This is a genomic window from Chryseobacterium taichungense (assembly GCF_900109935.1).
Lineage (GTDB): Bacteria > Bacteroidota > Bacteroidia > Flavobacteriales > Weeksellaceae > Chryseobacterium > Chryseobacterium taichungense.
Map to the genome: position 1 here is coordinate 19,157 of NZ_FOBV01000001.1, position 21,785 is coordinate 40,941.

General features: G+C 35.6%; 22 protein-coding genes. 12 read left to right on the top strand and 10 right to left on the bottom strand.

All coding sequences use genetic code 11. The annotated features are described in order from the left end of the window. Positions 1–4: 4 nt before the first annotated feature. The 7 genes from BMW64_RS00110 to BMW64_RS00140 all read left to right on the top strand — a co-directional run bounded on the left by BMW64_RS00110 (position 5) and on the right by BMW64_RS00140 (position 7,340). Positions 5–1,732 carry a PspC domain-containing protein gene (locus tag BMW64_RS00110; protein ID WP_089997837.1) on the top strand — a complete coding sequence of 576 codons (1,728 nt, stop codon included), beginning with the start codon at positions 5–7 and terminating at the stop codon, positions 1,730–1,732. A gap of 316 nt (positions 1,733–2,048) precedes the next feature. Then, on the top strand, positions 2,049–2,639 hold the full coding sequence (locus BMW64_RS00115; protein WP_089997838.1) for a 1-acyl-sn-glycerol-3-phosphate acyltransferase: 591 nt from the start codon (positions 2,049–2,051) through the stop codon (positions 2,637–2,639). Positions 2,640–2,739: 100 nt separating this feature from the next. Further along, complete coding sequence (locus BMW64_RS00120) at positions 2,740–3,168, top strand: PaaI family thioesterase (protein ID WP_089998477.1); 429 nt, start codon at positions 2,740–2,742, stop codon at positions 3,166–3,168. Positions 3,169–3,267: 99 nt separating this feature from the next. After that, the gene (locus tag BMW64_RS00125) at positions 3,268–4,329 is read left to right on the top strand and encodes a hypothetical protein (RefSeq protein ID WP_089997839.1); all 1,062 of its coding nucleotides are present in this window, start codon (positions 3,268–3,270) and stop codon (positions 4,327–4,329) included. A 5-nt stretch (positions 4,330–4,334) separates the two neighbouring features. Next, positions 4,335–5,444, top strand: a complete 1,110-nt coding sequence (locus BMW64_RS00130; RefSeq protein ID WP_089997840.1) for an RNA polymerase sigma factor — start codon at positions 4,335–4,337, stop codon at positions 5,442–5,444. A gap of 11 nt (positions 5,445–5,455) precedes the next feature. Further along, a complete protein-coding gene (locus BMW64_RS00135) occupies positions 5,456–6,349 on the top strand; it encodes a hypothetical protein (RefSeq protein ID WP_089997841.1) in 894 nt (297 codons plus the stop codon). 19 nt (positions 6,350–6,368) lie between these two features. Further along, the gene (locus BMW64_RS00140; RefSeq protein WP_089997842.1) at positions 6,369–7,340 is read left to right on the top strand and encodes a chorismate-binding protein; all 972 of its coding nucleotides are present in this window, start codon (positions 6,369–6,371) and stop codon (positions 7,338–7,340) included. Between the two features lie 95 nt (positions 7,341–7,435). Here BMW64_RS00140 and BMW64_RS00145 read toward each other — a convergent pair whose 3' ends face one another. The 10 genes from BMW64_RS00145 to BMW64_RS00190 all read right to left on the bottom strand — a co-directional run bounded on the left by BMW64_RS00145 (position 7,436) and on the right by BMW64_RS00190 (position 16,227). Continuing rightward, positions 7,436–7,630, bottom strand: a complete 195-nt coding sequence (locus BMW64_RS00145) for a hypothetical protein (protein WP_089997843.1) — start codon at positions 7,628–7,630, stop codon at positions 7,436–7,438. 5 nt (positions 7,631–7,635) lie between these two features. Beyond that, entirely contained in the window at positions 7,636–8,238 is a 603-nt protein-coding gene (locus tag BMW64_RS00150; protein WP_089997844.1) for a MarC family protein, read from the bottom strand. 44 nt (positions 8,239–8,282) lie between these two features. Further along, positions 8,283–10,025, bottom strand: coding sequence for a BatD family protein (locus BMW64_RS00155; RefSeq protein ID WP_089997845.1), 1,743 nt, complete (start codon positions 10,023–10,025; stop codon positions 8,283–8,285). Next, on the bottom strand, positions 10,025–10,759 hold the full coding sequence (locus BMW64_RS00160; protein WP_089997846.1) for a tetratricopeptide repeat protein: 735 nt from the start codon (positions 10,757–10,759) through the stop codon (positions 10,025–10,027). The genes BMW64_RS00155 and BMW64_RS00160 overlap by 1 nt, the downstream gene beginning before the upstream one ends. A gap of 97 nt (positions 10,760–10,856) precedes the next feature. Then, positions 10,857–11,864, bottom strand: coding sequence for a vWA domain-containing protein (locus BMW64_RS00165; protein WP_089997847.1), 1,008 nt, complete (start codon positions 11,862–11,864; stop codon positions 10,857–10,859). Further along, positions 11,864–12,856 (bottom strand): VWA domain-containing protein, encoded by a 993-nt coding sequence (locus BMW64_RS00170; protein WP_089997848.1) that lies wholly within the window; start codon positions 12,854–12,856, stop codon positions 11,864–11,866. Before BMW64_RS00170 ends, BMW64_RS00165 begins: the two co-directional genes overlap by 1 nt. Further along, positions 12,849–13,745, bottom strand: coding sequence for a BatD family protein (locus tag BMW64_RS00175; RefSeq protein WP_089997849.1), 897 nt, complete (start codon positions 13,743–13,745; stop codon positions 12,849–12,851). The genes BMW64_RS00170 and BMW64_RS00175 overlap by 8 nt, the downstream gene beginning before the upstream one ends. Before the next feature lie 76 nt (positions 13,746–13,821). Then, positions 13,822–14,685, bottom strand: a complete 864-nt coding sequence (locus tag BMW64_RS00180) for a DUF58 domain-containing protein (protein ID WP_089997850.1) — start codon at positions 14,683–14,685, stop codon at positions 13,822–13,824. An 81-nt stretch (positions 14,686–14,766) separates the two neighbouring features. Continuing rightward, the gene (locus BMW64_RS00185) at positions 14,767–15,222 is read right to left on the bottom strand and encodes a GNAT family N-acetyltransferase (protein WP_089997851.1); all 456 of its coding nucleotides are present in this window, start codon (positions 15,220–15,222) and stop codon (positions 14,767–14,769) included. Next, positions 15,223–16,227 carry an AAA family ATPase gene (locus BMW64_RS00190; RefSeq protein ID WP_089997852.1) on the bottom strand — a complete coding sequence of 335 codons (1,005 nt, stop codon included), beginning with the start codon at positions 16,225–16,227 and terminating at the stop codon, positions 15,223–15,225. A 250-nt stretch (positions 16,228–16,477) separates the two neighbouring features. Here BMW64_RS00190 and BMW64_RS00195 point away from each other — a divergent pair, with 250 nt between their 5' ends. The 5 genes from BMW64_RS00195 (at position 16,478) to BMW64_RS00215 (ending at position 21,783) form a co-directional block, all read left to right on the top strand. Next, positions 16,478–16,951, top strand: a complete 474-nt coding sequence (locus BMW64_RS00195; RefSeq protein WP_089997853.1) for a DinB family protein — start codon at positions 16,478–16,480, stop codon at positions 16,949–16,951. A gap of 108 nt (positions 16,952–17,059) precedes the next feature. Beyond that, positions 17,060–17,818, top strand: coding sequence for a 23S rRNA (guanosine(2251)-2'-O)-methyltransferase RlmB (gene rlmB, locus BMW64_RS00200; protein ID WP_089997854.1), 759 nt, complete (start codon positions 17,060–17,062; stop codon positions 17,816–17,818). A 31-nt stretch (positions 17,819–17,849) separates the two neighbouring features. Next, positions 17,850–18,902: a DUF6263 family protein gene (locus BMW64_RS00205; protein ID WP_089997855.1), complete on the top strand. Its 1,053-nt coding sequence runs from the start codon at positions 17,850–17,852 to the stop codon at positions 18,900–18,902. A gap of 83 nt (positions 18,903–18,985) precedes the next feature. Continuing rightward, positions 18,986–19,231, top strand: a complete 246-nt coding sequence (locus BMW64_RS00210) for a hypothetical protein (protein WP_089997856.1) — start codon at positions 18,986–18,988, stop codon at positions 19,229–19,231. Between the two features lie 11 nt (positions 19,232–19,242). Then, positions 19,243–21,783, top strand: coding sequence for a hypothetical protein (locus BMW64_RS00215; RefSeq protein ID WP_177175202.1), 2,541 nt, complete (start codon positions 19,243–19,245; stop codon positions 21,781–21,783). The last annotated feature ends 2 nt before the right edge of the window (positions 21,784–21,785 follow it).

Consider the following 21,785-nt stretch of genomic DNA (forward strand, 5'->3'; position numbering starts at 1 on the left):
AGCTATGAACAAAACACTCTCAATAGGACTCGCAGGTTATTCTTTTACCATAGAAGAACACGCATATATAAAGCTAAGCGATTATCTGAATGCACTGAGAAGCTCATTGGATGCTTCTGAAGCAGACGAGGTAATGCACGACATAGAAATCAGAATGGTAGAAATCTTTAAAGATTCTATGGCAAAACGTGAAGTGATCAACGACTCTGATGTAGAAAGAGTCATTGCACAAATCGGAAGCCCTGAAAAGATCGAAGAACAGGAAGAAGCGTATTATTCTGAAAAAAATACAAAAAGAACAGGTAGCGCAGGGACTGAATATTCTGACAAAAAACAGCTGTTCCGTGATCCGGAAAGACAAAAAATCGCCGGTGTATGCGCAGGTCTTGCTCATTATGTAGGAATGGATATTACTGCAATGAGAGCCATCTGGCTGGGAATTTTCATCCTCGGAATCTTTACAGCGGCTATTTCATCAACGTTGGTTTTCTTGCTTTACATCATCCTTTGGGCGGTATTACCAAAAGCAGAAACTGCAGCAGATTTCCTGAAAATGAAGGGAAAGCCTATGAACTTCGACAATCTTAAGAATGAGTCTAATAAATTGGTACAGTTTGCCAATGAATCTACTCAGAGGGTCGGAGAGATCTACATCGAAAACAAACCTTATATCAATAACGCTGGTAGCGGATTGTGGAACGTTTTACGATATATTCTGGGGGGAATCTTTGCATTCATGTCATTTTCATGCCTGATCGGTGTATTCGTAGTATTCGGTTTCATGGGAGCAGACAGCGACTTCCCTCCTGTAAGTGAAATGAATTTCTACTTCGATAACGACAATATGAAATACGTTATCATGGCATTAATTACCATTGGAAGTTTATTGCCTGCTATGTTGTTCGGATTATTAAGTATTAAATTAATTTCCCCTAAAACAAAATTAAGAAACACAGGTTGGGTGATTGGAGCATTATTCCTTGCATTGATCGCTTTGGGTACGTATTTCGGATTCAGCATGGCTAAAAAAGAAATGTTCCTGAAAGGTCATAAAGAAGATACGGAAGAAGTGTCGATCAATACAAACTCTGACAGCATTTATGTTGATTATAAGCAGGTTAGCATCCCTCAAAACTTCAAAGGATATGACGACGATATTTATTCTGATAAAGTTTCAGTGTATGAAAAGGATTGGATTCACGTTGATGTAACAAGAAAAGCCGATATTAAAACGCCTTATCTTATCATTAAAAAAGAAGCAAAAGGATATAATCTTCCGCTGAATGTAAATGTTCCTGTGGAAGTGATTAACAATAAGATTATTCTTCCTAACTACATTAAATACCCTTACGAACACCGATTCAGAGATTACAGTATCGATTATGAACTGGTGCTTCCTTTAAAAACAGTGGTTATTCCTGTGAAAAATGACGGAATCAGCTTCGACGGAGATCTTAATGCAGACGGAATAAATGATAATGATCAGGAAAGAGATGAAGATGGAAACATTAAAATCGAAAAGAATAAAATCACGGTAAATGGTTCTACTATTGAATATAATTCGGATGACGAAGATAGTGACAGCATCATTGTAAACGGCAAAAAAGTACCGAGCAACCAGGCAGATAAAGTGATCGATTCAATGAAGCACAGCATTAAGAAAATGAAAGGAGCCAATATCGATTTTAAAGTAGATGAAGGTAAAAACGAAATTTCCATACAAACTAAATAACTAAACTGCAGAGAGTGGCAGAAGGTGTGAATGGATAGCACAACCGTTTGAAATTCACACCCTTCTTCTCTCACTGAGAATTAAAAAAATTAGAATTTAGTTCGCTATGTAAATAAAATACATTACATTTGTGTAATAAAAATATAACCAAAAAACACTCAAAAATATTAACTAATCATGATACAACTGGCATTAGAAATTGTAATGAAAATCGTAGATTTAATCAGCGGTTTATTTTAAGAGCGATAATATTTCAATATATTTGTAAAGTATAACCAAAGCTTGGTTATACTTTTTTGTTTTTAATTCAGATTTTATGAGAAAGCTTTTTGGCAAAATGATGTTAAAATTAATGGGTTGGAAAGTCGTTTTACAGGGCGACGTAAACAGCCTCAACAGGTGTATTCTGGTAGTGGCTCCCCATACCCACAATATGGAATATATCCTAGGAAACCTTGCCTATTGGTCTCTTGAAAAGCCATTAAAAATAATTATCAAAGACGCTCACACCAAAGCCTGGTATGGCGGTCTGGTAAAAGGCCTGGGAGGCATCGGAATTGACAGAAGCCAGAAAAATGATCTTGTGAATTTTGTGGCAAAGCAATTTGCAAAAGATGATTTCAGCCTCGTTATCACTCCCGAAGGCACCAGAAGCTGGGTCCCGAAATGGAGAAAAGGATTTTATCATATGGCGTTGGCAGCAAAAGTACCGATCGTTCTTGCAGCCGGAGATTTCAAAAGAAAAATCATTTATCTGGGCTACACGATCCCTTATGAGAGAATCGAAACGGCATACTTTGCTGAGATCATGACTGAGATTCAGGATTATTACATTAAAAATGATATTGTTCCGAAAGTTCCCGAAAACTGGAATCCGAATATTATGGGGAATGATTCTGAATCTTAAGGTTAAGGTTAAGGTTAAGGTTAAGGTTAAGGTTAAGGTTAAGGTTAACAAAATTACTCATCACTCACTATTTATCAATCATCATTTATAATATATGTACATTAAAGATAAAACGAAAGAAGAAATATTAGAATTCATCAACAATTGGGGCGAAGAGACCTTTGCAAAAACGTTAGAGATAAAATTTATCGATATTGACGTTGAGAACGAAACGCTGACCGCAATAATGCCTGTTCTGCCAAGAATTCATCAGCCTTTCGGGATTATGCACGGTGGTGCTAGCTGCGTACTGGCAGAGACGATGGGTTCAAGCCTGTCGAATATTTTTATTGATGGTGAAAAATATTTCGGTGTCGGAACCAATATCAACACCAATCATTTAAGAAGCAAAAAAGACGGACTGGTAACCGCAGTGGCAAGATTTATCAGAAAAGGAAAAACAATGCATGTTTCCGAAATTGAGATCAGAGATGAGAAAGCCCAGCTGATCAGCCATACAACAATGACCAATACAATCATTAACAGATAAAATTACAGAAGCTCAAAAAAATTTGAGCTTTTTTTATTTTTTGCTGCAACCTTTTCAGCTTTGTGCATCTTAGTAATAGAAACTTAAAAACAATTTTCTATGAAAAAACTACTTTTACCCTTTTTTGTATCTGTTTTATCAATACTGAATTCATGCAGTACAACAACTGAAGTTAATGATGAAACAGCAGGCACAATTCCACAGTCTTATGATGTTTATATTGCAGGAAAAGAAAACAGCAAAGCCTGCTATTGGAAAAACAATGTAAAAACCGACCTTACTGGGGGAGACAATTTATCACCTTTGGAAATCAAGGTGGAAAACAGCAATATTTATGTAACGGGAAGTATCGGAATGACACCGACATCATTTAAATCCATACATTATTTCTGGAAAAACAATACCAAGAACGAGATTAAGCAGTATCTGGGAATTCCTTCTACAGCACAGAATGATATTACTGCGTTTGCAGTTAATAATGGAGATATTTATTTTGCTGGTTATGTTGAAAATCTTTCACCTGCCAATCCTGATGAGAGATATGAACTTTGTTACTGGAAAAACGGGGCAAAGACGATACTTCATAAAAGTCAATACATCGATTCTGCTGAAGGAGTTATTATCAACGGTTCAGATGTTTATGTATCAGCTCTTGTTGTTGATAATAACCAGAATACTGACAGAGGATATTTTAAAAATACGGCTTTCAATTCGTTGGGAAATCCTAATTATGTATTCAACTTTGCTAAAAATAATAACGGATTACATCTTCTTTTCCAGAAAAATGCAAAATATTATTCCAAAAATGTTTTATCAAATACAGAAACACTGATCGGTGATTACACAATAAGCTTACCTTTCTATGGAAAGATTACTTCTGATCCTGAAACCAATGATCTTTACACAACTTACTACAACCAGGGAAATGAATATTTCAAAAATAATAACATTATCAGTACAGGTTTTTCCTCTTTAACTTCTATTCAGGATTTATTTGTTTTAAACGATAATGTATTTATGATAAAATACAGCACTCCAAATAATACGTATCTTGGTAAAGTATTTATCAATGGCGTGGAAGCTCAAAGTATAAACGGTACACAAAACGGAACTGTAAACTACACCTCAACATTCAATTCAATATATGTTGTAGAAAACTAAAAACTATGTCTAAAATAAAGCCGGATTGGAACAAAATTTATTCAGGTTTATCCCCAAAACTTTTGGGGATTTGCCGCAGATATATACAGGATATTTATACAGCAGAAGATATTGTGCAGGATAGTTTCATCACGGCAATTCAGAAAAACCATCAGCTCAATGATGAGAAAGCATTGTTTGCATGGCTCAAAAAAATTGTCGTCAACAATGCTTTGCAGCATATCCGTAAACATAGCAAAGATACATTTGTCTCCACAGAACCATCAGAAATTCCAGATACTTATACAGAAATGGAACATCCTATTTTCGAAGAAAAAAATATCTTCATTTACGATTTTACCAATGAAGAACTACTGTCGTCCATCGACAATCTTCCACCCCATCATAAATCGGTCTTCAATTTATATTTTATTGAAAATCATTCACATGCTGAAATTTCCGGGCTATTGGGAATAACGGTAAATACTTCAAAATCTCATCTCCTGAGAGCAAAAAAATCGGTTCAGAATTATTTATTAAACAACGTTGTCAGTCAAAATACAACGAAAAATAAAATAGCGCAACTACTTGTTATTTTCGGGCTTGGAGGGTTGCTTTGGGCACAAACATTCCAAAACAAATTTGCCGATTTTAAAATATCTCCTTCAAAAAATTTTCAGATTCCTTCAGATATGAAAATTGGAAATACTTCCATTGCATATACAGGAAAATCTTTTAAAACCAAAATGATAGTCAGTATAACTTTTCTGATCATGATTATAACTTCATTATTCTTAGTTAATCATCAAAAAAATTTATCTGTAAAAAATCCCTTAAGTTCATCATCGGGGCAAACGAATGTAAAGAATGTCGCTAAAATTCAAAAACCAACCGAAGAAAAAAAAGTGGACAAAATAAACGGAAACTTATCCGATGAAAAGATAAAAAGTGAAGATATTGCGGATGTGAAGAAAAAAAGCTCATATAAACTACAGCAAACCAATGATGAGAAAAGTATTGATACAAAAAAGAACGGCAAAAAAATAATACCGAAAGATTCCCTCTATGAAGCCCCTCAAAGAGTGATTGTCGTAAAAAAAATCATCAAAAGGGATACGATATTTGTAGAAAGATAAATAGCCAAACCATGATTATAAGAAAGATATTTTTTCTTTTTTTTATATTTTTCATTAGCATTTTACAAGCTCAGAGAAAGAAGAAAGTAGACACGGTATATGTCTATGAAAATGTTGTTGTCTATGACACCGTTTATCTGATGAAACCTCTAAAGATTAAACCTAATGATCTAATATTTCAAGAACCGAAAGTAGAAGAAAAGTTTTTCGTACGAAATATCTATCAAGAAGAACTTGAGAAACAAATAGCAAAAAACAGAATACGGAAACAGAACATAAACACTTTTGAATACGGTATTGAAGCAGGATTTGGTTTCAAAAAAAGTGACTGGACGAAAATTATTGCTACGGACAAAGAACAATTTGGTCAAAAGTTAGGGATCTGGTTTGCCAGGACTTTATTTGCAAATACCTCTGTAATGCTTTCTGCCGATATATACCATTGGAATTCAACATTTGACATCGACGCCAACAAAGATGACAGCGTTCTGAATGGATTTTATTTTACAGAAGATCATCAGCCGCTACTTTTTCAAAGATTTAATAATAAACATTTCGATTACACCTTACAGCTCAAATTATTGTATGAATGGAAAAACCTGCGCCCTTTCGCAGGAATTCTCGTTAATCACAATACCTATAAAATGCAGTTTCTTGTTCCTGAAAATAACGTTCTGACAAAAATGGATGACTTTAAAAGCAGCCAAACCTGTCTTGGATTTTCATTAGGTCTTCAGTATAGATTTTTCAGAAAAATTCTTTTATCTTTAGAATATCAGCAATACCAAATGAAGAACGTTTCCTTAAAAAACAGATCATTTGATTTTGACATTTTTCAGACTAGTAATACCTTTGCAGAAAGGAAAATCAACTTCGGAATTTCATACATTATTTCCGGACGATGATATCCGAAAAGTATTATAAATGATTTACTTTAAACTTCCATTCGACGAGAATCTCTATTCCACAGACAATAATTACGATGAAAAGCATATCGCCTTTTACCCTTTTGAAGGCTTGGAAACAGATGAACATCCCGGAAAAATCATCGAAATAAGCCCTAAAGATTTTGATAAACTGACCTTTTCAGGTGAATCTTTACCTAAAGATGAAAATAAATTCATTGCCGAAACAAAAGATGATTATTTAGAAAATCTTGAAAAAGTCATTGAAGTGATTAAGGAAAATCAGTTGCCAAAGCTAGTATATTCAAGAAGAAAAATATTCACTGAATTTCGCGAAATTGATCTTAAAAAAAGTTTTGAAAATCTTTGTCAGTCTTATCCGAATGCATTCCGATATATTTTTATCAATGAAAAAAATGCATGGATGGGTGCTTTTTCTGAGGTTTTAGGAAAATTCAATAAAAAAACACATAGCTTTGAAACGATGAGCCTTGCAGGAACTCTTCCGGTTTCAGAAAGCTGGTCTGAAAAAGAAATTGAAGAACAGAAACCTGTCACTGAATACATCAGAAACATTCTTAAAAATTATTCTGAGGAACCAGAAGAGTCTACTACATACGATCATATATCAGGAAACATAAAACATCTCAGAACGGATTTTAAAGCTAAAATAAAACCTGAACATCTGGACGAAATTATCCGGCAACTCCATCCTACACCGGCAGTTTGCGGTATTCCGAAAGATTTTTGTAAAGAAAAGATCCGTGAACTGGAAAAATTTCCAAGAGAATTGTACGCAGGATATATAAAAATAGAAAACGAAGAAAATATTTATTACTTTGTAAATCTTCGCTGTTGCAAGCTATACGAGGATTCAATCCATATTTTCGTAGGTGGTGGAATTACGGCACAAAGTAATCCTGAAAAAGAATGGAGAGAAACGGAGCTGAAATCGGAGGCTATTCTGAAAAATCTTTCGATTGTACGTTGATATTTATCAAAGATAAATGACTACAACTAAATTTATTTAAAAAACAAAAACCTCTTCCTGTCCGAAAGAGGTTTTATATTGATATGAATTTATATTTATTTTTTAACGCCTATCTTACTCCATGTATTCATTACAAAAAGCAAAATAAGACCGATTACTGCTGAAGCTGCTGAAAATACAAACTTCAGATTATCTTCTGACAAAATATCAGATTGCCAGTCCAACGCATAAATATTGATTGCGATGAAAACAATAAACACTACTAAAAATACTTTATAAAACTTCTGCATGATTCTTAAAAATTAATATAAGCCTGCACCAATTGGGCAAAGTTTGCGGTGAATAATTTAATTGAAATTGCCAACAGGATAATTCCGAAAACCTTCTGCAGGATTGCCAATGTAGCATCACCGATTCTCTTCTCCAGCCAGTTTGCAGATTTCAGCACCAAATATACGAAAATTGTATTGAGTATAATTCCAAAAATGATATTAATATCGTGAAATTCAGCTTTTAGAGACAAAGTTGTTGTTAATGTTCCTGCTCCGGCCACCAAAGGAAAAGCGATCGGAACAATGGAAGCAGATCGTGCTTCGGAAGTTTTATTGATTTCAATACCCAAAATCATTTCCAGAGCAATAATAAAAATAACAAAAGCTCCGGCAATAGCAAATGAATTGACATCAACCCCGATAAATTTCAGAATTTTATTTCCTACGAAAAGGAAGACCAACATAATCAAACCGGCTGTAATGGTCGCTCTTTCGGCTTCGATTTTACCGAATCTCTGCTGCAAACTCACGATAATAGGAATCGATCCTATGATGTCTATCACAGCAAAAAGAACCATAAAACAGGTAACGATTTCTTTAATAGAAAAATCATTAAAAATTTCCATGCCTTTACAATTATTAATTTCGCAAAAATATGAAAATAAATTGATTATTTGCTAATTTGGGAATATAATTCTACTATCGACTGTAAAAGCATATCTATTGCTTCAGAAGATTTTACAGGAGCATATTTCTCGATTTGTATCTTTTGACTAAGACTTCTGTACTGTTCGGCGATTGCAGGACCTTTATAATTTTCAAGAAAATCTATAAAATCTTCTGCTGAACTTTGGAAATATTGACTTCTTACTTCAGAATCCAACTCATCATAGATTTGAAAAAACTTTTGATAATCTTTTTTATCCTTAAGATTTTCTAAATAACTGAAATAATCATTTACGTCTGTTTTCAGTCTTTCCCTAATCTCTTCTTCAGTTTCCGCAATCGAACCTACAGGTTCCAAAGGCTCAATTTTTTTATTTAGCCTACGTTTTTTCTGCCAGTTTCTAAAAAGAAGGTAAACTATAAATAATGCCAATAAAATAGCAATATTTACAAAAAGTATATTCCAATGGAATTTATTTTTTTCTTTTACTTTGAAGGAAGTCGTTTTTAATACGGGTGTATTAACTGTTTCTAAAAAAGTATTGGTATATTCATTTACTTTTTCTACCGTAGTGCGTGATTCCATGATCTGGTCATGAGAGAATGCATTAACATTCAACACTTCCTGACCAAGATTTATATATTCTTTTTTGGAAGGATCAAAAAATGCAAAGTTTTCAGTTTTTATAGAAATCTCACCAGCTTTTTTAGGAATAACAAGGTAATTCGCCAGAATTTCACCTTTCATTCCGGTGTTTTCTGTAGTTACTTTGGATGTAATTTTAGGAGCAAAAACATCATAGTCAGATGATTCCGCAATTTTTGGAAGTTCCAGATTTTTAAGATTGCCCTCGCCGCTCACTTTTACCAGTACATTGATGGGCTTTTTAACTTCAGCTTTTTCCTTTGAAACATTGGAGATGCTTACTTTAAAATTTCCGACAGCATTTTTAAAAGATTCCGGAGCACCTTCAGGAAGCTTTTTAACGTTAATTTTAACTTTATTAGAAACAATTTTATTTTTCCCAGCATAAGAACTCACAGAAGCCGAAGCTCCTGGCACTTCAACATACCCTGATTCATTAGGGAAAATCATAAATATGGCCAGAACCTGCGACGCCATATTTCCATAATCTGAAGGATCAATCTCAGATTTTGCCATGCTTATAGGATAGACGTCCAGATTGTTGTCCTTAGGCAGATGAATATTTTTTACCCTCCTTAAATTATCCATATTTCTGGAATACACTTTAAGAACAGCAATAGTGGGCTCATCCTGATAAACATCTCTGTCCTCAACCTCCATATTCAGATAAACATCTTTTGAGGTATTAACCGCTACAGAAGGTTTTTTGTCTGCTTCTTTAACAAGTATTTCAAATGGCTCTGTCTTATAGATCTTATTATTAAATGTGATCAGGAAAGAACCAATTTTCACTTTTCCTTTTTGCTTTGGCTCTAATGCTAATCGCGTTACAGACTGATAAATCACCATATTGGTCTCGGGATCCATAAGACCATTGGTAACAGAGCCGGTTCCGATAAGATTAAATTTTGAAAAATCGGGAGATCTCAGTTTTGTCTGCTGATTGTTGTAATCGCTTCCCTCAATTTCCAATAAAATGGTAAGATTAACGACATCAGTGGTAGTATATACCATTTTATCAGATGTTACCCTGAGATTGACCTGTCCGTAAGAGATTACGGATAATAATAGGAACAATATGTAGGTAAGTCTGCTCTGCATCACCAATCTTTCTCGTTGCTTTCAGGCATCGAATAAGAATTTTTATTTAAAATTCTTCTGGCGGTTTCTTTCTCCTTATCGCTTACTTTATTGAGTATCTGATTTTCAAGTTCTTTTGGGATTTTGCCTTCATTATTAGGTTTCTGGTCGGGATTATTCCCTTGTCCTTTACCTTGATTCTGCTGCCCCTGGCCCTGATTTTGATCTTTAGGACCTTTCTGATCTTCATTTTTCTGCTGGTCTTTGCCACCGCCTCCTTTGCCAGAATTATTCTGCTGTTGCTTTTTCTGCTGGTTTTCTTTTTCCTTCAGTTTGGCAATCTCATAATTTTTTCTGGTTGCCTCACTGTAAGGATTTTGTTTCAGAGATTGTTTATAAAATTCTGCCGCTTTTTCCGGCTGCTTCATCTGCATATAGGCGTTTCCTAAATTGTGAAGCGCCGCCGCTTTATCAGGGATAGTTTGAGAAAGTCTCTGTGCTTTTTCAAACTCTGCTTTTGCTTCTTCGTATTTTTTACTTTTATAGAGTGCATTACCAAGATTGTAATGCGCTGTAAAATCTTTATCGTTGTTTTTTATAGCTTCCATATATTTCACGGATGCTCCATCATAATCTTTACCGTTAAATTTTTCATTGCCTTCATATACCAGGGTACGGTAATTTTTCTGGCCGAAAACAAATCCTGAGCAGAAGAAAGCAGTAATAAACGACAAAAAAATGATTTTAGTATTCATCAGATGCAAAATTATTTCTTTATATGTTAATAAACAGTCTTTTATTTGTTAAAATTGGGTTAAAGTACAGGCTAAATTCGGGCAATTCGTGCCATTTTCAGACATTAAAATCTCTTTTAGGGTTAAACAGATAGATTAACAAAAAGAAAAATATCGCAACTGCGAGGAAATACTGATAATAATGGTTGGCATTCTGCGATTTAACCATCGTTTCAGAAGATCCGGTTTTCTTTTTCAACGCGTCAATAATTCGATCCGGAGCTTCATTGATATTATTTCCGTCGATATATGATCCGCCTGTAGATTCTGCCATTTTCTTCAATGCTTCCGTCTGTCTTTTTGAGATCACGGTCTGCCCCGACATATCTGTTTTATAGCCCATGAGCTGGCCGAACGTATATTCCGGAACCGGAGCACCTTCATCAGAACCTATTCCTACCGAAGTAATCATAATTCCTTCTTTTTTAGCAAGTCTTATGGCTGCTTCATCATTTCCTTCGTTATCTTCACCATCACTCAGTAAAACTACTTTTCTCGCGTCTTTATTAACATTCTTAAATTTCTGTACTGCTGTTTTCATACCGTTCAAAAAGTCAGTACCCTGTATCTGCATCGAATTGGTTTCTATACCTCCGATATAGGTTTCCGCAGAAGTATAATCTGTTGTAAGAGGCATTATTGATGTCGATTCTCCTGCAAATATTACAATTCCTACTTTATCACTCTTCATTTTCTGCATGGTCTGGATAATGAGATTTTTTGCTTCCGTCAAACGGCTCGGATTTATATCTTCAGCGTTCATCGAATTGGAAACGTCCAGCATGAAAATAACATTATTAAGTTTCTGATTTGTTTTAACTTCCTCAGAACCACTCAAAAGATCGATGATTGAGAAAATAAGAAATAAAGTTCCCAACAAATACAAAACAGGAAAAAATTTCGTAAAACCTGATTGTTTTTCAAACAAATGCTCATGAAACTGACTATCTGCAAAAAGCTTTTTCTTTTTCTTTTTCCATTTTAAAAAACGAACCAGAAAGACAGCTAACAGCGGCAAAAGCAACAGCAATAATAAATACCAATAATTCCCTAAATACCAATCCATTAGCTTAAAATTTTATAAAAAAACCATCTCAATAAAGCATCCAGAAACAACATTCCTAAAGCAATCCAGAGAAAAACTTTAAAATACTCCTGATAATTAAAAAGCTTTGCAACCTTCACATCCGATTTCTCAAGCTGATTGATTTCATCATACACCTCTTCAAGGCTTGTATTGGACGTTGCTCTGAAATATCTTCCCCCCGTCATCTGGGCAACTTCTTTTAAAACAGGCTCATCGATTTTCACTTCAGTCTCCGTAAAAACAAGATCTCCAAAAATATCAGTCTGTGTAGGCATCAGTGCATAACCGTTTGTACCGATTCCTATGGCATATACTTTTATATTATTATTTTTTGCCAATTCTGCAGCCAGGGCCGGAGGCATTGCATTTTCTATTGTATTGACTCCATCGGTCATTAAAATAACGATTTTGCTTTTCGCCTTGCTGTTTTTCAGGTGATTAACCGCTACCGAAAGTCCTTCTCCTATAGCCGTTCCCGGCTGGAGTTCCAGGGGATTAAGATTTTGTAATTCATCAATAACTACCTGATGGTCTGAGGTTACCGGAACTTTGGTAAATGCTTCCCCGGAATAAGTAACCAGTCCGATTCTGTCATTAGGTCTTTTCTGAACGAATTTAATGGCAATATCTTTTAAAGCAGTCAGACGATCCGGAGTAAGATCTTTAGCAAGCATACTTAATGAAACGTCTACTGAAAGCATAATATCAATTCCTTTTGTATCATCCCGATCCTGAGAAATTGTAAAAGTACGGGGCCTTGCCATCGCGATAATCAATGCAGACAGAATGATGTATTTTGAAATTTTCAATAAAAACATAACAATACGGATTCCTCCGCTTTCACCCATATTTTTAACGGTAGGAACTTTAATCCCTTTCCTTTTCTGACTGCTTATATCTCTGATGAACAGAGGAATAAATATCAGAAAGAGCAATAAAAACCACGGGCTGTAGAACTCAAAATCAAACATCTTTTCTCAAATTTTCAAATTCCAAATCTTTTGATGAACGCTTTACAAACTCAGTAATTTCTGAAAGGTCTTTTTCCATTGTTTCTTTATCCGGAAAAGTTTTTGCAAATTTCACAAGATCTCCTCTTAAAAATACGTCTTCTACAACACGCTCATTTTCCTGAGAGATTGTATTGTTTTTTTTCATAAGGTCAACCAGATCATCGGTCAACAGGACATCTGCAGGCAAACGGTATTGTTTGGTGATAAATTTTCTGGAGATATCAATCAGTTCAACATAGAAAGAACGGTAGTTTCCGGTTTCCACATATTTTTTCTTTTTAAGAGAATCCAGTTCTTTTAACGTCTGGTTGGTAGCAACCACCGGAGAATCTTTTGATTTTCTTCCGTATTTAACTATGATTATAATAGCAATAATAAGAGCAATCAACGCTATAGCCGCAAGAATATAAAACTTATACAGTTGCCAATAATCGGTAACTTCCAGCTTCACCTCTTTATTATTCATGATATCATTGATCTGATCGGTCTTCTGAGCCGTATTGATCACATCAATCTCGTAAGGAATTGTTTTCAGTATTTTTCCTCCCACTTTAAACTCAAGCTCCGGAATGGTAAATTTTCCTTCTTCAAAAACGGCAAATTCAATTCTTCTGTAATAAACGTCCTGCGTCTGCGAAATACTGTCTTTTACTTCCTCAAAATGAAAAGGCAGCAATTCATTTTCAGGGGCAGCAGAAACTTTTTCATTGCTCAGGTTATTAATAGTGATAACTATATGATCCACCTCGCCGAGAGCAATGGTTTTCTTTTCTACGCTGGAAGAAAGAATCTGTGAAAAAGCATTCGCACAGATAAGAAAACAAAATATAAATAATAATTTTTTCAATTTTTAATAATACGTTTTGGCTAAAGCCTTATGTTATTTTCTAATTTAAATGGGCTAAAGCCCATTACTATTGATGTTATTTCTTCTGAAAATAATTATACAACAACTTCGAATAATCTGATCCCGTATCCATATTCAGAAAACTGGCTGAGCTGTTGGCAAAATCTTCCTCAAGCGCTTTCAGTTTCTGTTTTTGTGCTTCTGCAAAATTATATCTCCATCTTGCATTGGATGTGTTTGCCCAGATCTGTTTTCCTGTTTCTGCATCATATAATAAAGTATAGCCAACATCCGGAATCTCATTATCTTTTACATCAAAAATCCGCATTCCCAGCAACTGATGCTTTTTAGATACAGCCTTTAACATTTTAGAATCATATTCATCTTCAAAATCCGAAAACATAAAAACCAGAGATTTTCTTTTAAAAATCCCCATCATATATTCCAGCGCCTTGTCAATTTTTGCTATGGCCGGAACATAATCAGCGGTCAATATCGTACTGATAATCGAGAGAATGTGCTTTCTGCCTTTCTGTGGAGGAATAACTTTATATACTTTATCCGCGAACAAAATCAGTCCTACTTTATCATTATTTCCCGCCGCTGAAAATCCTAAACTCGCCGCAATTTCTGCAACATATTCTCTTTTCAGCTGATTTTTGGTACCATAATCCATAGAAGCTGAAATATCGACCAGCAACATCATGGTGAGTTCCCTCTCCTCTTCCATTACCTTTACAAACGGCTCTCTGAACCGTGCTGTTTTATTCCAGTCGATTCTTCGGATCTCATCTCCAAACTGATAGGGGCGAACCTCCGAGAAAGTCATACCCTGACCTTTAAAAGCACTGTGATATTGCCCCATCAAAGTAGCTTCCGTTTTCTTTCGGGTACGGATTTCGATCTGCTTTACTTTTTTTACAATATCCTTTATCTGCATTTCTTACGTTTGAGAATATTAGTGTTTGAGCATTTTTTTTGAGTTTTTAAAATTTTTATCATCTTACTTCCCACTTCGATTTTATTTAAACTCTATAGAAACATTAAACCACTCATTATCAAATTTCGGACTGTATTTTTTGTAGAAATTAATGGCGGGCTCGTTCCATTTCAGCACCTGGAAAACCATTCCGCTATACTGGCAGGATTTTCCGTATTCCATGGTTGCTTCAAATAATTTCTTTCCAATTTGCTTTCCTCTCCATTTTTCCGTTACTACCAGATCTTCAAGATACAGCCTTCTGCCCTTCCACGTTGAATACCTGTCATAGTATAGCGAAATTCCAAGAATTTCTCCATTATGTTCAGCTACAAATGCTCCCCAAACCGGAGAATTTCCAAATCCATCTTCTATAAATTGCTCTAACGTTAACATAACTTCGTGTAACGCTTTTTCATAATCTGCCAGTTCTTTGATCAGCTGCAGCATCGGACCACAATCTTGCTGAACAGCTTTCCTTATGACAATATCATCCATTTACGGAGCCTGAATTTTCGCTAAAATTCTGTTAATGATTTCTTCAGATGAAATTTCTTCCGCTTCTGCCTCGAAAGTTAAACCTATTCTGTGTCTTAACACATCTTTTGCTAGTGATTTAACATCTTCAGGAATTACGAATGCTCTTCCTCTCAAAAATGCATACGCTCTGGAAGCAATGGCAAGATTGATCGATGCTCTTGGAGACGCGCCGAAACTGATGTAATTTTTCAGTTCAGAAAGACCATAATTTTCAGGAAAACGCGTAGCAAAAACCATATCAAGAATATATTTTTCTATCTTTTCATCAAGATAGATCTGGTTGATCAATTCTTTGGCAGCAACGATATGCTCAAGAGAAATCACAGGCTTTACTACAGGCTGGTGAGATGTTGAAACCATTCTCATGACCATTCTCTCATCTTCAAATTTAGGATAGTCAATCGTACATTTCAGCATAAAACGATCACTCTGCGCCTCAGGTAAAAGGTAAGTTCCTTCCTGATCGATCGGGTTTTGTGTTGCCAATACCAAGAAAGGCTTTGGCAGTTTCATGGTTTCATCACCAATGGTAACCTGTTTTTCCTGCATCACCTCAAGCAATGCAGACTGCACTTTTGCTGGTGCCCGATTGATCTCATCTGCCAACACGAAGTTCGCAAAAACGGGACCTCTTTTAATGGAAAAATCATTATCTTTAACATTATAGATCATCGTTCCTACGACATCTGCCGGCAAAAGATCCGGAGTAAACTGAATCCTGGAAAATTCACCATGAACAGCTTCCGCAAGGGTTTTGATGGCCAAGGTTTTCGCGAGACCCGGAACCCCTTCCAAAAGAACGTGACCGTTTCCTAAAAGCCCCACCAAAAGGCGGTCTATCATATATTCCTGGCCGATGATAACTTTATTGATTTCTTCGCGAAGACGGGAAAAATAGAAGTTCGCTTCCTTTACCTGTTCCGTTAACTGGCGAATATCTTCTGCTTGATATGTATCTGACATAGTCTAATTTAAAATAATTGGTAAATTTCTAATAAATACTTGCATAAATCAACACAATCAATGCCATTTTTGAGTTAAAGTTTGTTAAATATTCCGGCATTAATGCGAGATTGAAAATGAAGTAAACTTTAAATCTTTGTATTAATAAAGCAAATTTTCATAAAAATATATAAAATTTGATTTAATCATCCGTTCAAAAATTGTCATTTCCAGTTTATTAAACTATTTTTGGTGATTAAAATTTTGTAAAGTGAACTATCATTTTCAAGCTCACAGACAGGTACGCAGGAACCTTTTGGATATTTTACAGAACACTTCTCACGAAGATCTTTTGCTGATTCCGGACGGCTTCAATAATAATATATACTGGAATATGGCCCATACGGTTGCTACCCAGCAGCTTTTGCATTATTACTTAAGCGGAAATCCTTTCAGAATCGATAAATATTGGATTGAGACATACAAAAAAGGGACTTTGCCCAACCTGAATGTTCAAAAATCTGAAGTGGAGGATCTTGAATTTTTGCTTACAGAAACATCAAAGATTCTCATGAGGGATTATGACAGCGATTTCTTTTCGGATTACACTCCATACACCACAAGTTTTGGAATGGATCTTAAAAGTATTCAGGATGCTATCATTTTCAACAACATGCATGAAAGCATTCATTACGGCTATATCCTGGCGCAGAAAAGAGCAATTTTAGGAGAGAAAGGAAGATAAGTTAAGGGTGAATTTGCTTTGCTGTCAGAAGTAAAGGCGAATTTTTACAGCAATAAATTGACTCAAAAGCAAATTGACAATTGACATTTCACAATTTAACATATCAAAATGACAGATAAAAAAGACGATTTTATTTTTGGGCTTCGTCCCGTGATTGAAGCTATTGAAGCAGGAAAAACGATTGACAAGATCTTTGTGCAGAATGCATTACAAGGACCTATTTATACTGAGCTTAAGGCAATTTTAGCTAAAAATAAAATTCGTCCCAACTATGTTCCGGTTGAAAAGCTCAACCGTTTTACAAGAAAAAATCATCAGGGCGTGGTTGCCTTTATTTCAGATGTTCCTTTTCATAAAGTGGAAGATATTGTTCCTCAGTTATTTGAAGAAGGAAAAACACCTTTCTTATTAATTTTGGACCGATTAACGGATGTAAGGAATTTCGGAGCGATCTGCAGAACTGCCGAATGTGTGGGAGTAGATGCCGTGATCATCCCCGAAAAAGGTGCTGCGCCGATCAATTCAGATGCTATAAAAACATCTGCAGGAGCACTTTACAATGTAAAAATCTGTAAAGAACCGAATCTGGCTCACGTGGTAGATTTCCTTCAGCAAAGCGGAATCTCTGTATTTGCCGCCAGCGAAAAGGCACAAAAGCTCATTTATGATGTAGACTTTAAAGAGCCTTGCGCTATTGTAATGGGTAACGAAGAAACCGGAATTTCAAAAGAAGTTCTTCATCACGCTGATGAAAAAATAAAACTTCCTATCGAAGGAAAAATACAATCTCTGAATGTTTCTGTGGCCTGTGGAGCGATTTTATATGAAGCAGTAAGACAGAAAATGAAAGCTAATTCAGGACTGTAATAAGTTAATAATAAAATTTAAAAAGAATTTAATGAAAAATATAGCAGCATTAGCGCTAATCTCAACAATAGCACTAGTTTCTTGTAATAAAAAAGAAACGGCAAAAATCACAAAAGTAGATCCTAAAACAGGAAAAACCATTACCGTAGAAGTTCCGGCAGATTCTGTTGCAAAAGTTGAAGAAAATCCTGCCATTAAAGACTCCGCAGGCATTTATACCCAAAGTTTCAAGCTTGAGAAAGGAAAAACTTATCCTTTAACAACTTACCAGAGAGACACGAAAACAATGACAGACCCTACCGGGAAAACGCTTAATGCTACAAGTGAATCGACTGACGAGATGTCTTTTACCGTAAATGACATCAAAGGGAATGTTTATGATATTACGTTAAATCTTATTGCCAAAAGAAACTCTCAGACAGCACAGGGAAAAACAGTTGTTGTTGATACAAAATTACCTATCCCAAAAGAAGATGACCTGAAAATGATCTGGAACATCAACAGAGCACTTACCAGCAATAAGCTTAATATGAAGATGGACACCAAAGGGAATGTAATTTCCATAACAGGTTTTGATGCAGTTTACAACAAAGTGGGGAATTCAGTAGGTACTATCGTGAAGGATAAAAATCAGAAAGAAAGCATTATCGCTAGCCTGAAAGAATCATTCAACGAAAAGGTGCTGAAAGATCAGTTCAATAAAAACCTCACCATTATTCCGAGAAAAGGGGTCAAAGTAGGCGAAAAATGGACAAACAGCGAAAATGCAGATGCACAGGGAAAAATAAAAGTGACATCCAATTACGTATTAAAAAGTGTCGGAAATGGTATTGCTGAAATTGCTGTAACCGGAGGCATCCCTAAAAAAGTTGAAAAACAGAACCAGGGAGAAGTAACCCACAGTCTGAGCAGTGAACTGACACAAAACGGAACCATCAAATTTGATCAGAATACCGGATGGATCAATAATCAGAATATTTCTGTGAAAACAACACAGATCGAAACCATTTCAAACGGGAAAGAATCCCAGTCTATGAAAAGTGTTTCCAATTCTTCTGTAATGGTCAATCCGTCTTCAAAATAAATAGTTCAGAATTCAAGGTTTGGGTTTAAACTTCCCAACATTTAAAATAAACTCAAACCCTGAACCATAAACATTTAATTATTATGAAATATATTTTTGAGCTGGTATTAGCCGCAATCATTATTTTCTTTGTGTGGAATATTCTTAAAAGAATTTTCTTTAAAACATTTTATGGTTATAGATTTAACAATAACAATCAGAATAATAAGCAGCAGGATATTCAAAACTCAAATAAAAACAATAAAAATATCAACTGGGATGCTGAAACCGTAGATTACGAAGAGGTAAAAGACAGTAATGATAAAGGTAATTCTGAAAATAAAAGATAATAACCATCAACATGGCGAAAAATAAAAACCTGATTTATATTGCAATTTCATTAGTTGTATTTATCGTTCTAGCATTTTTATATTCCACTCCTGTTTTTACGGGAAAACAGCTTTTCCAGCACGATATCGTGCAGTACCGCGGCGGCGCCAAAGAACTTCTCGATTACCGGGCTGATACCGGAAAAGAAACCTATTGGAGTGACTCTATGTTTGGGGGAATGCCTACTTACCAGATGGGAAGCCAGTTCAAGGGAGATATTATTAAACAAATTGATTCTAAACTGAACTTTTTGCCGAGGCCGGTCAACTATATTTTCCTGCTCTTCGCGGGCTTTTTCCTGTTGGGAATGGTTGCTGTCAGAAACTGGAAATACGCCTTATTGGGAGCTACTTTTTTCGGGCTCTCAACTTATTTTTACATTGCCATTGCAGCGGGGCATAACGGTAAAATCAATACCATTGAATATTTCGCACCGCTTCTTGCCGGAATTTTACTGGTTTATATAAGAAAAAACTACATCTGGGGATTCATTGTAACGACTTTATTTATGGGGCTACAGATTGCAGCCAACCACCCGCAGATGACGTATTATCTGTTTCTTGCATTAGGATTTTTATTCTTATCTGAATTGATTCGTGCGATTCAGAAAAAAACACCAATGAAACATTTCCTGATCTCTTCAGGAATTATTGCAGCATCATGCCTGATTGGTGTCGGAATGAACTCTCAGAGAATTTTGGCAAATTCCGAATACATTAAAGAAACCGTTCGTGGAAAACAGATTTTAACCAACGAAAGTCACACTGGCGGAGCATCAGGAATGGATAAAGAAAGCATGCTGCTTTGGAGTTACGGAAAACTGGAAACCCTAAACCTCTTCATACCGAGACTGATGGGTGGCGGAAGCCAGGAACCTGAAGGAAAGGAAATGATGAATAAAGTGCAGAAGCTTGTTCAGGAAAATGTAGGTTCTCAGGCTGAAATGGACAGAATTTCCAAAGGTTTTGGCAGCCTTACCTACTGGGGCGACCAGCCGGGAACTTCAGGACCTGCTTATCAGGGAGCCATCGTATGTTTTCTGGCACTTTTAGGATTTTTCTTTGCCTGGAAAAAGTACCGCTACTGGATCCTCGGAGCAACGATTCTGACCATCTTTTTAGCATGGGGAAGCAACTTTATGGCACTTTCTGATTTCTTCATTGATTTTATTCCTTTTTATAATAAATTCAGGGCGCCCTCTTCAATCCTCGTAGTGGTAGAACTGCTGTTTCCTTTAATTGCAATCATCGGTTTATACAGATTTTTTACTGATAAAGAATTAACAACAGAATACAAACAGAAAATTCTTCTTTATGTTGGTGGAGGAACACTAGGTTTTGTGTTGATCCTACTGCTTTTCGGAAAATCTTTACTAGGATTCCACACAGACAACGAAAAAACATATCTTCCTCCTTTCCTGCTGGATTATCTGGTGGAAGAAAGATTTAAATTATTCAGAATTGACGCCATAAAAGCTTTTATATACGTTGCTATTGCTGTTGCAACTTTGTTTATGGTTTTAAAGCAAAAACTTAATCAAAATATTGCGCTAGTAATCCTTGGAGTAGTAAGTTTATTTGACCTTTGGAGCGTCAACAAACGTTATCTTAATGATGACAATTATGTTGACAAGATCTTTGCCGAAAATCCTTTCCAGACAGAAAGTTCAAATCTTATGGTGGAAAAAGTTCAGGGCAACCCAAACCTCGAACCGATCTTAGCAAATATAAACGTTAATAAAACATTAGAAACCATCGCTGAAAAAGATAAAACGCATTACAGGATCTTTAATAACATTTTAGGAACATTCAGCGAGACGAATACGTCATATTTCAAATCTTCCATCGGCGGATATCATGCGGTGAAGCTAAGAAGATATGACGACGTGATCAATGAATATTTCCAGATTATGGATTCAGTAAGAGTTCCGAATATCCTTAATCTTTTAAATGCAAAATACCTTGTCGTAGGTAGTCCTGATCAACCGCAGGCAATTCCTAATCCAAGAGCCAACGGAAATGCTTGGTTTGTAAGCGACCTGAAATTCGTAGAATCACCTAACCAGGAGATCAAATCAATTGGTGTCATTGACAGTAAAAAAACAGCAGTGATTGCTGTATCTGACAAAAAATACTTTGATGGCAAAACGGTTCAGGCAGATTCAACAGCATTTATCAATTTAACAAATTATCAGCCTAACGAGCTGGAATTCAAATCTCAGTCGAAAACACCTCAGCTGGCAGTATTTTCAGAGATTTACTATCCTCACGGCTGGAAATTCTTCATTGATGAAAAAGAAGTTCCTTACATCAAGGCAGATTATCTTCTCCGAGCAGTACATGTTCCTGCCGGAAGCCACAACATAAAAATGATCTTTGAACCCGAGGTAATTGAAAAAGGAAAATGGATCTCGCTTCTGTGCTTCGCCGTATTTATTTTACTGGGCGGTTTTGGAATTTATTTTATTTACCGCAAAAGAGGCAAAGGACAAATTTTAGCAACGAAAGAATAAGC

What these genes read in the sequence shown, in the direction of transcription:
- BMW64_RS00110 (WP_089997837.1), top strand. Translation starts at nt 5, where the DNA reads ATGAACAAAACACTCTCAATAGGACTCGCAGGTTATTCTTTTACCATA.
- BMW64_RS00115 (WP_089997838.1), top strand. Translation starts at nt 2,049, where the DNA reads ATGAGAAAGCTTTTTGGCAAAATGATGTTAAAATTAATGGGTTGGAAA.
- BMW64_RS00125 (WP_089997839.1), top strand. Translation starts at nt 3,268, where the DNA reads ATGAAAAAACTACTTTTACCCTTTTTTGTATCTGTTTTATCAATACTG.
- BMW64_RS00130 (WP_089997840.1), top strand. Translation starts at nt 4,335, where the DNA reads ATGTCTAAAATAAAGCCGGATTGGAACAAAATTTATTCAGGTTTATCC.
- BMW64_RS00135 (WP_089997841.1), top strand. Translation starts at nt 5,456, where the DNA reads ATGATTATAAGAAAGATATTTTTTCTTTTTTTTATATTTTTCATTAGC.
- BMW64_RS00140 (WP_089997842.1), top strand. Translation starts at nt 6,369, where the DNA reads ATGATTTACTTTAAACTTCCATTCGACGAGAATCTCTATTCCACAGAC.
- BMW64_RS00145 (WP_089997843.1), bottom strand. Translation starts at nt 7,630, where the DNA reads ATGCAGAAGTTTTATAAAGTATTTTTAGTAGTGTTTATTGTTTTCATC.
- BMW64_RS00150 (WP_089997844.1), bottom strand. Translation starts at nt 8,238, where the DNA reads ATGGAAATTTTTAATGATTTTTCTATTAAAGAAATCGTTACCTGTTTT.
- BMW64_RS00155 (WP_089997845.1), bottom strand. Translation starts at nt 10,025, where the DNA reads ATGCAGAGCAGACTTACCTACATATTGTTCCTATTATTATCCGTAATC.
- BMW64_RS00160 (WP_089997846.1), bottom strand. Translation starts at nt 10,759, where the DNA reads ATGAATACTAAAATCATTTTTTTGTCGTTTATTACTGCTTTCTTCTGC.
- BMW64_RS00165 (WP_089997847.1), bottom strand. Translation starts at nt 11,864, where the DNA reads ATGGATTGGTATTTAGGGAATTATTGGTATTTATTATTGCTGTTGCTT.
- BMW64_RS00170 (WP_089997848.1), bottom strand. Translation starts at nt 12,856, where the DNA reads ATGTTTGATTTTGAGTTCTACAGCCCGTGGTTTTTATTGCTCTTTCTG.
- BMW64_RS00180 (WP_089997850.1), bottom strand. Translation starts at nt 14,685, where the DNA reads ATGCAGATAAAGGATATTGTAAAAAAAGTAAAGCAGATCGAAATCCGT.
- BMW64_RS00185 (WP_089997851.1), bottom strand. Translation starts at nt 15,222, where the DNA reads ATGGATGATATTGTCATAAGGAAAGCTGTTCAGCAAGATTGTGGTCCG.
- BMW64_RS00190 (WP_089997852.1), bottom strand. Translation starts at nt 16,227, where the DNA reads ATGTCAGATACATATCAAGCAGAAGATATTCGCCAGTTAACGGAACAG.
- rlmB (WP_089997854.1), top strand. Translation starts at nt 17,060, where the DNA reads ATGACAGATAAAAAAGACGATTTTATTTTTGGGCTTCGTCCCGTGATT.
- BMW64_RS00205 (WP_089997855.1), top strand. Translation starts at nt 17,850, where the DNA reads ATGAAAAATATAGCAGCATTAGCGCTAATCTCAACAATAGCACTAGTT.
- BMW64_RS00210 (WP_089997856.1), top strand. Translation starts at nt 18,986, where the DNA reads ATGAAATATATTTTTGAGCTGGTATTAGCCGCAATCATTATTTTCTTT.
- BMW64_RS00215 (WP_177175202.1), top strand. Translation starts at nt 19,243, where the DNA reads ATGGCGAAAAATAAAAACCTGATTTATATTGCAATTTCATTAGTTGTA.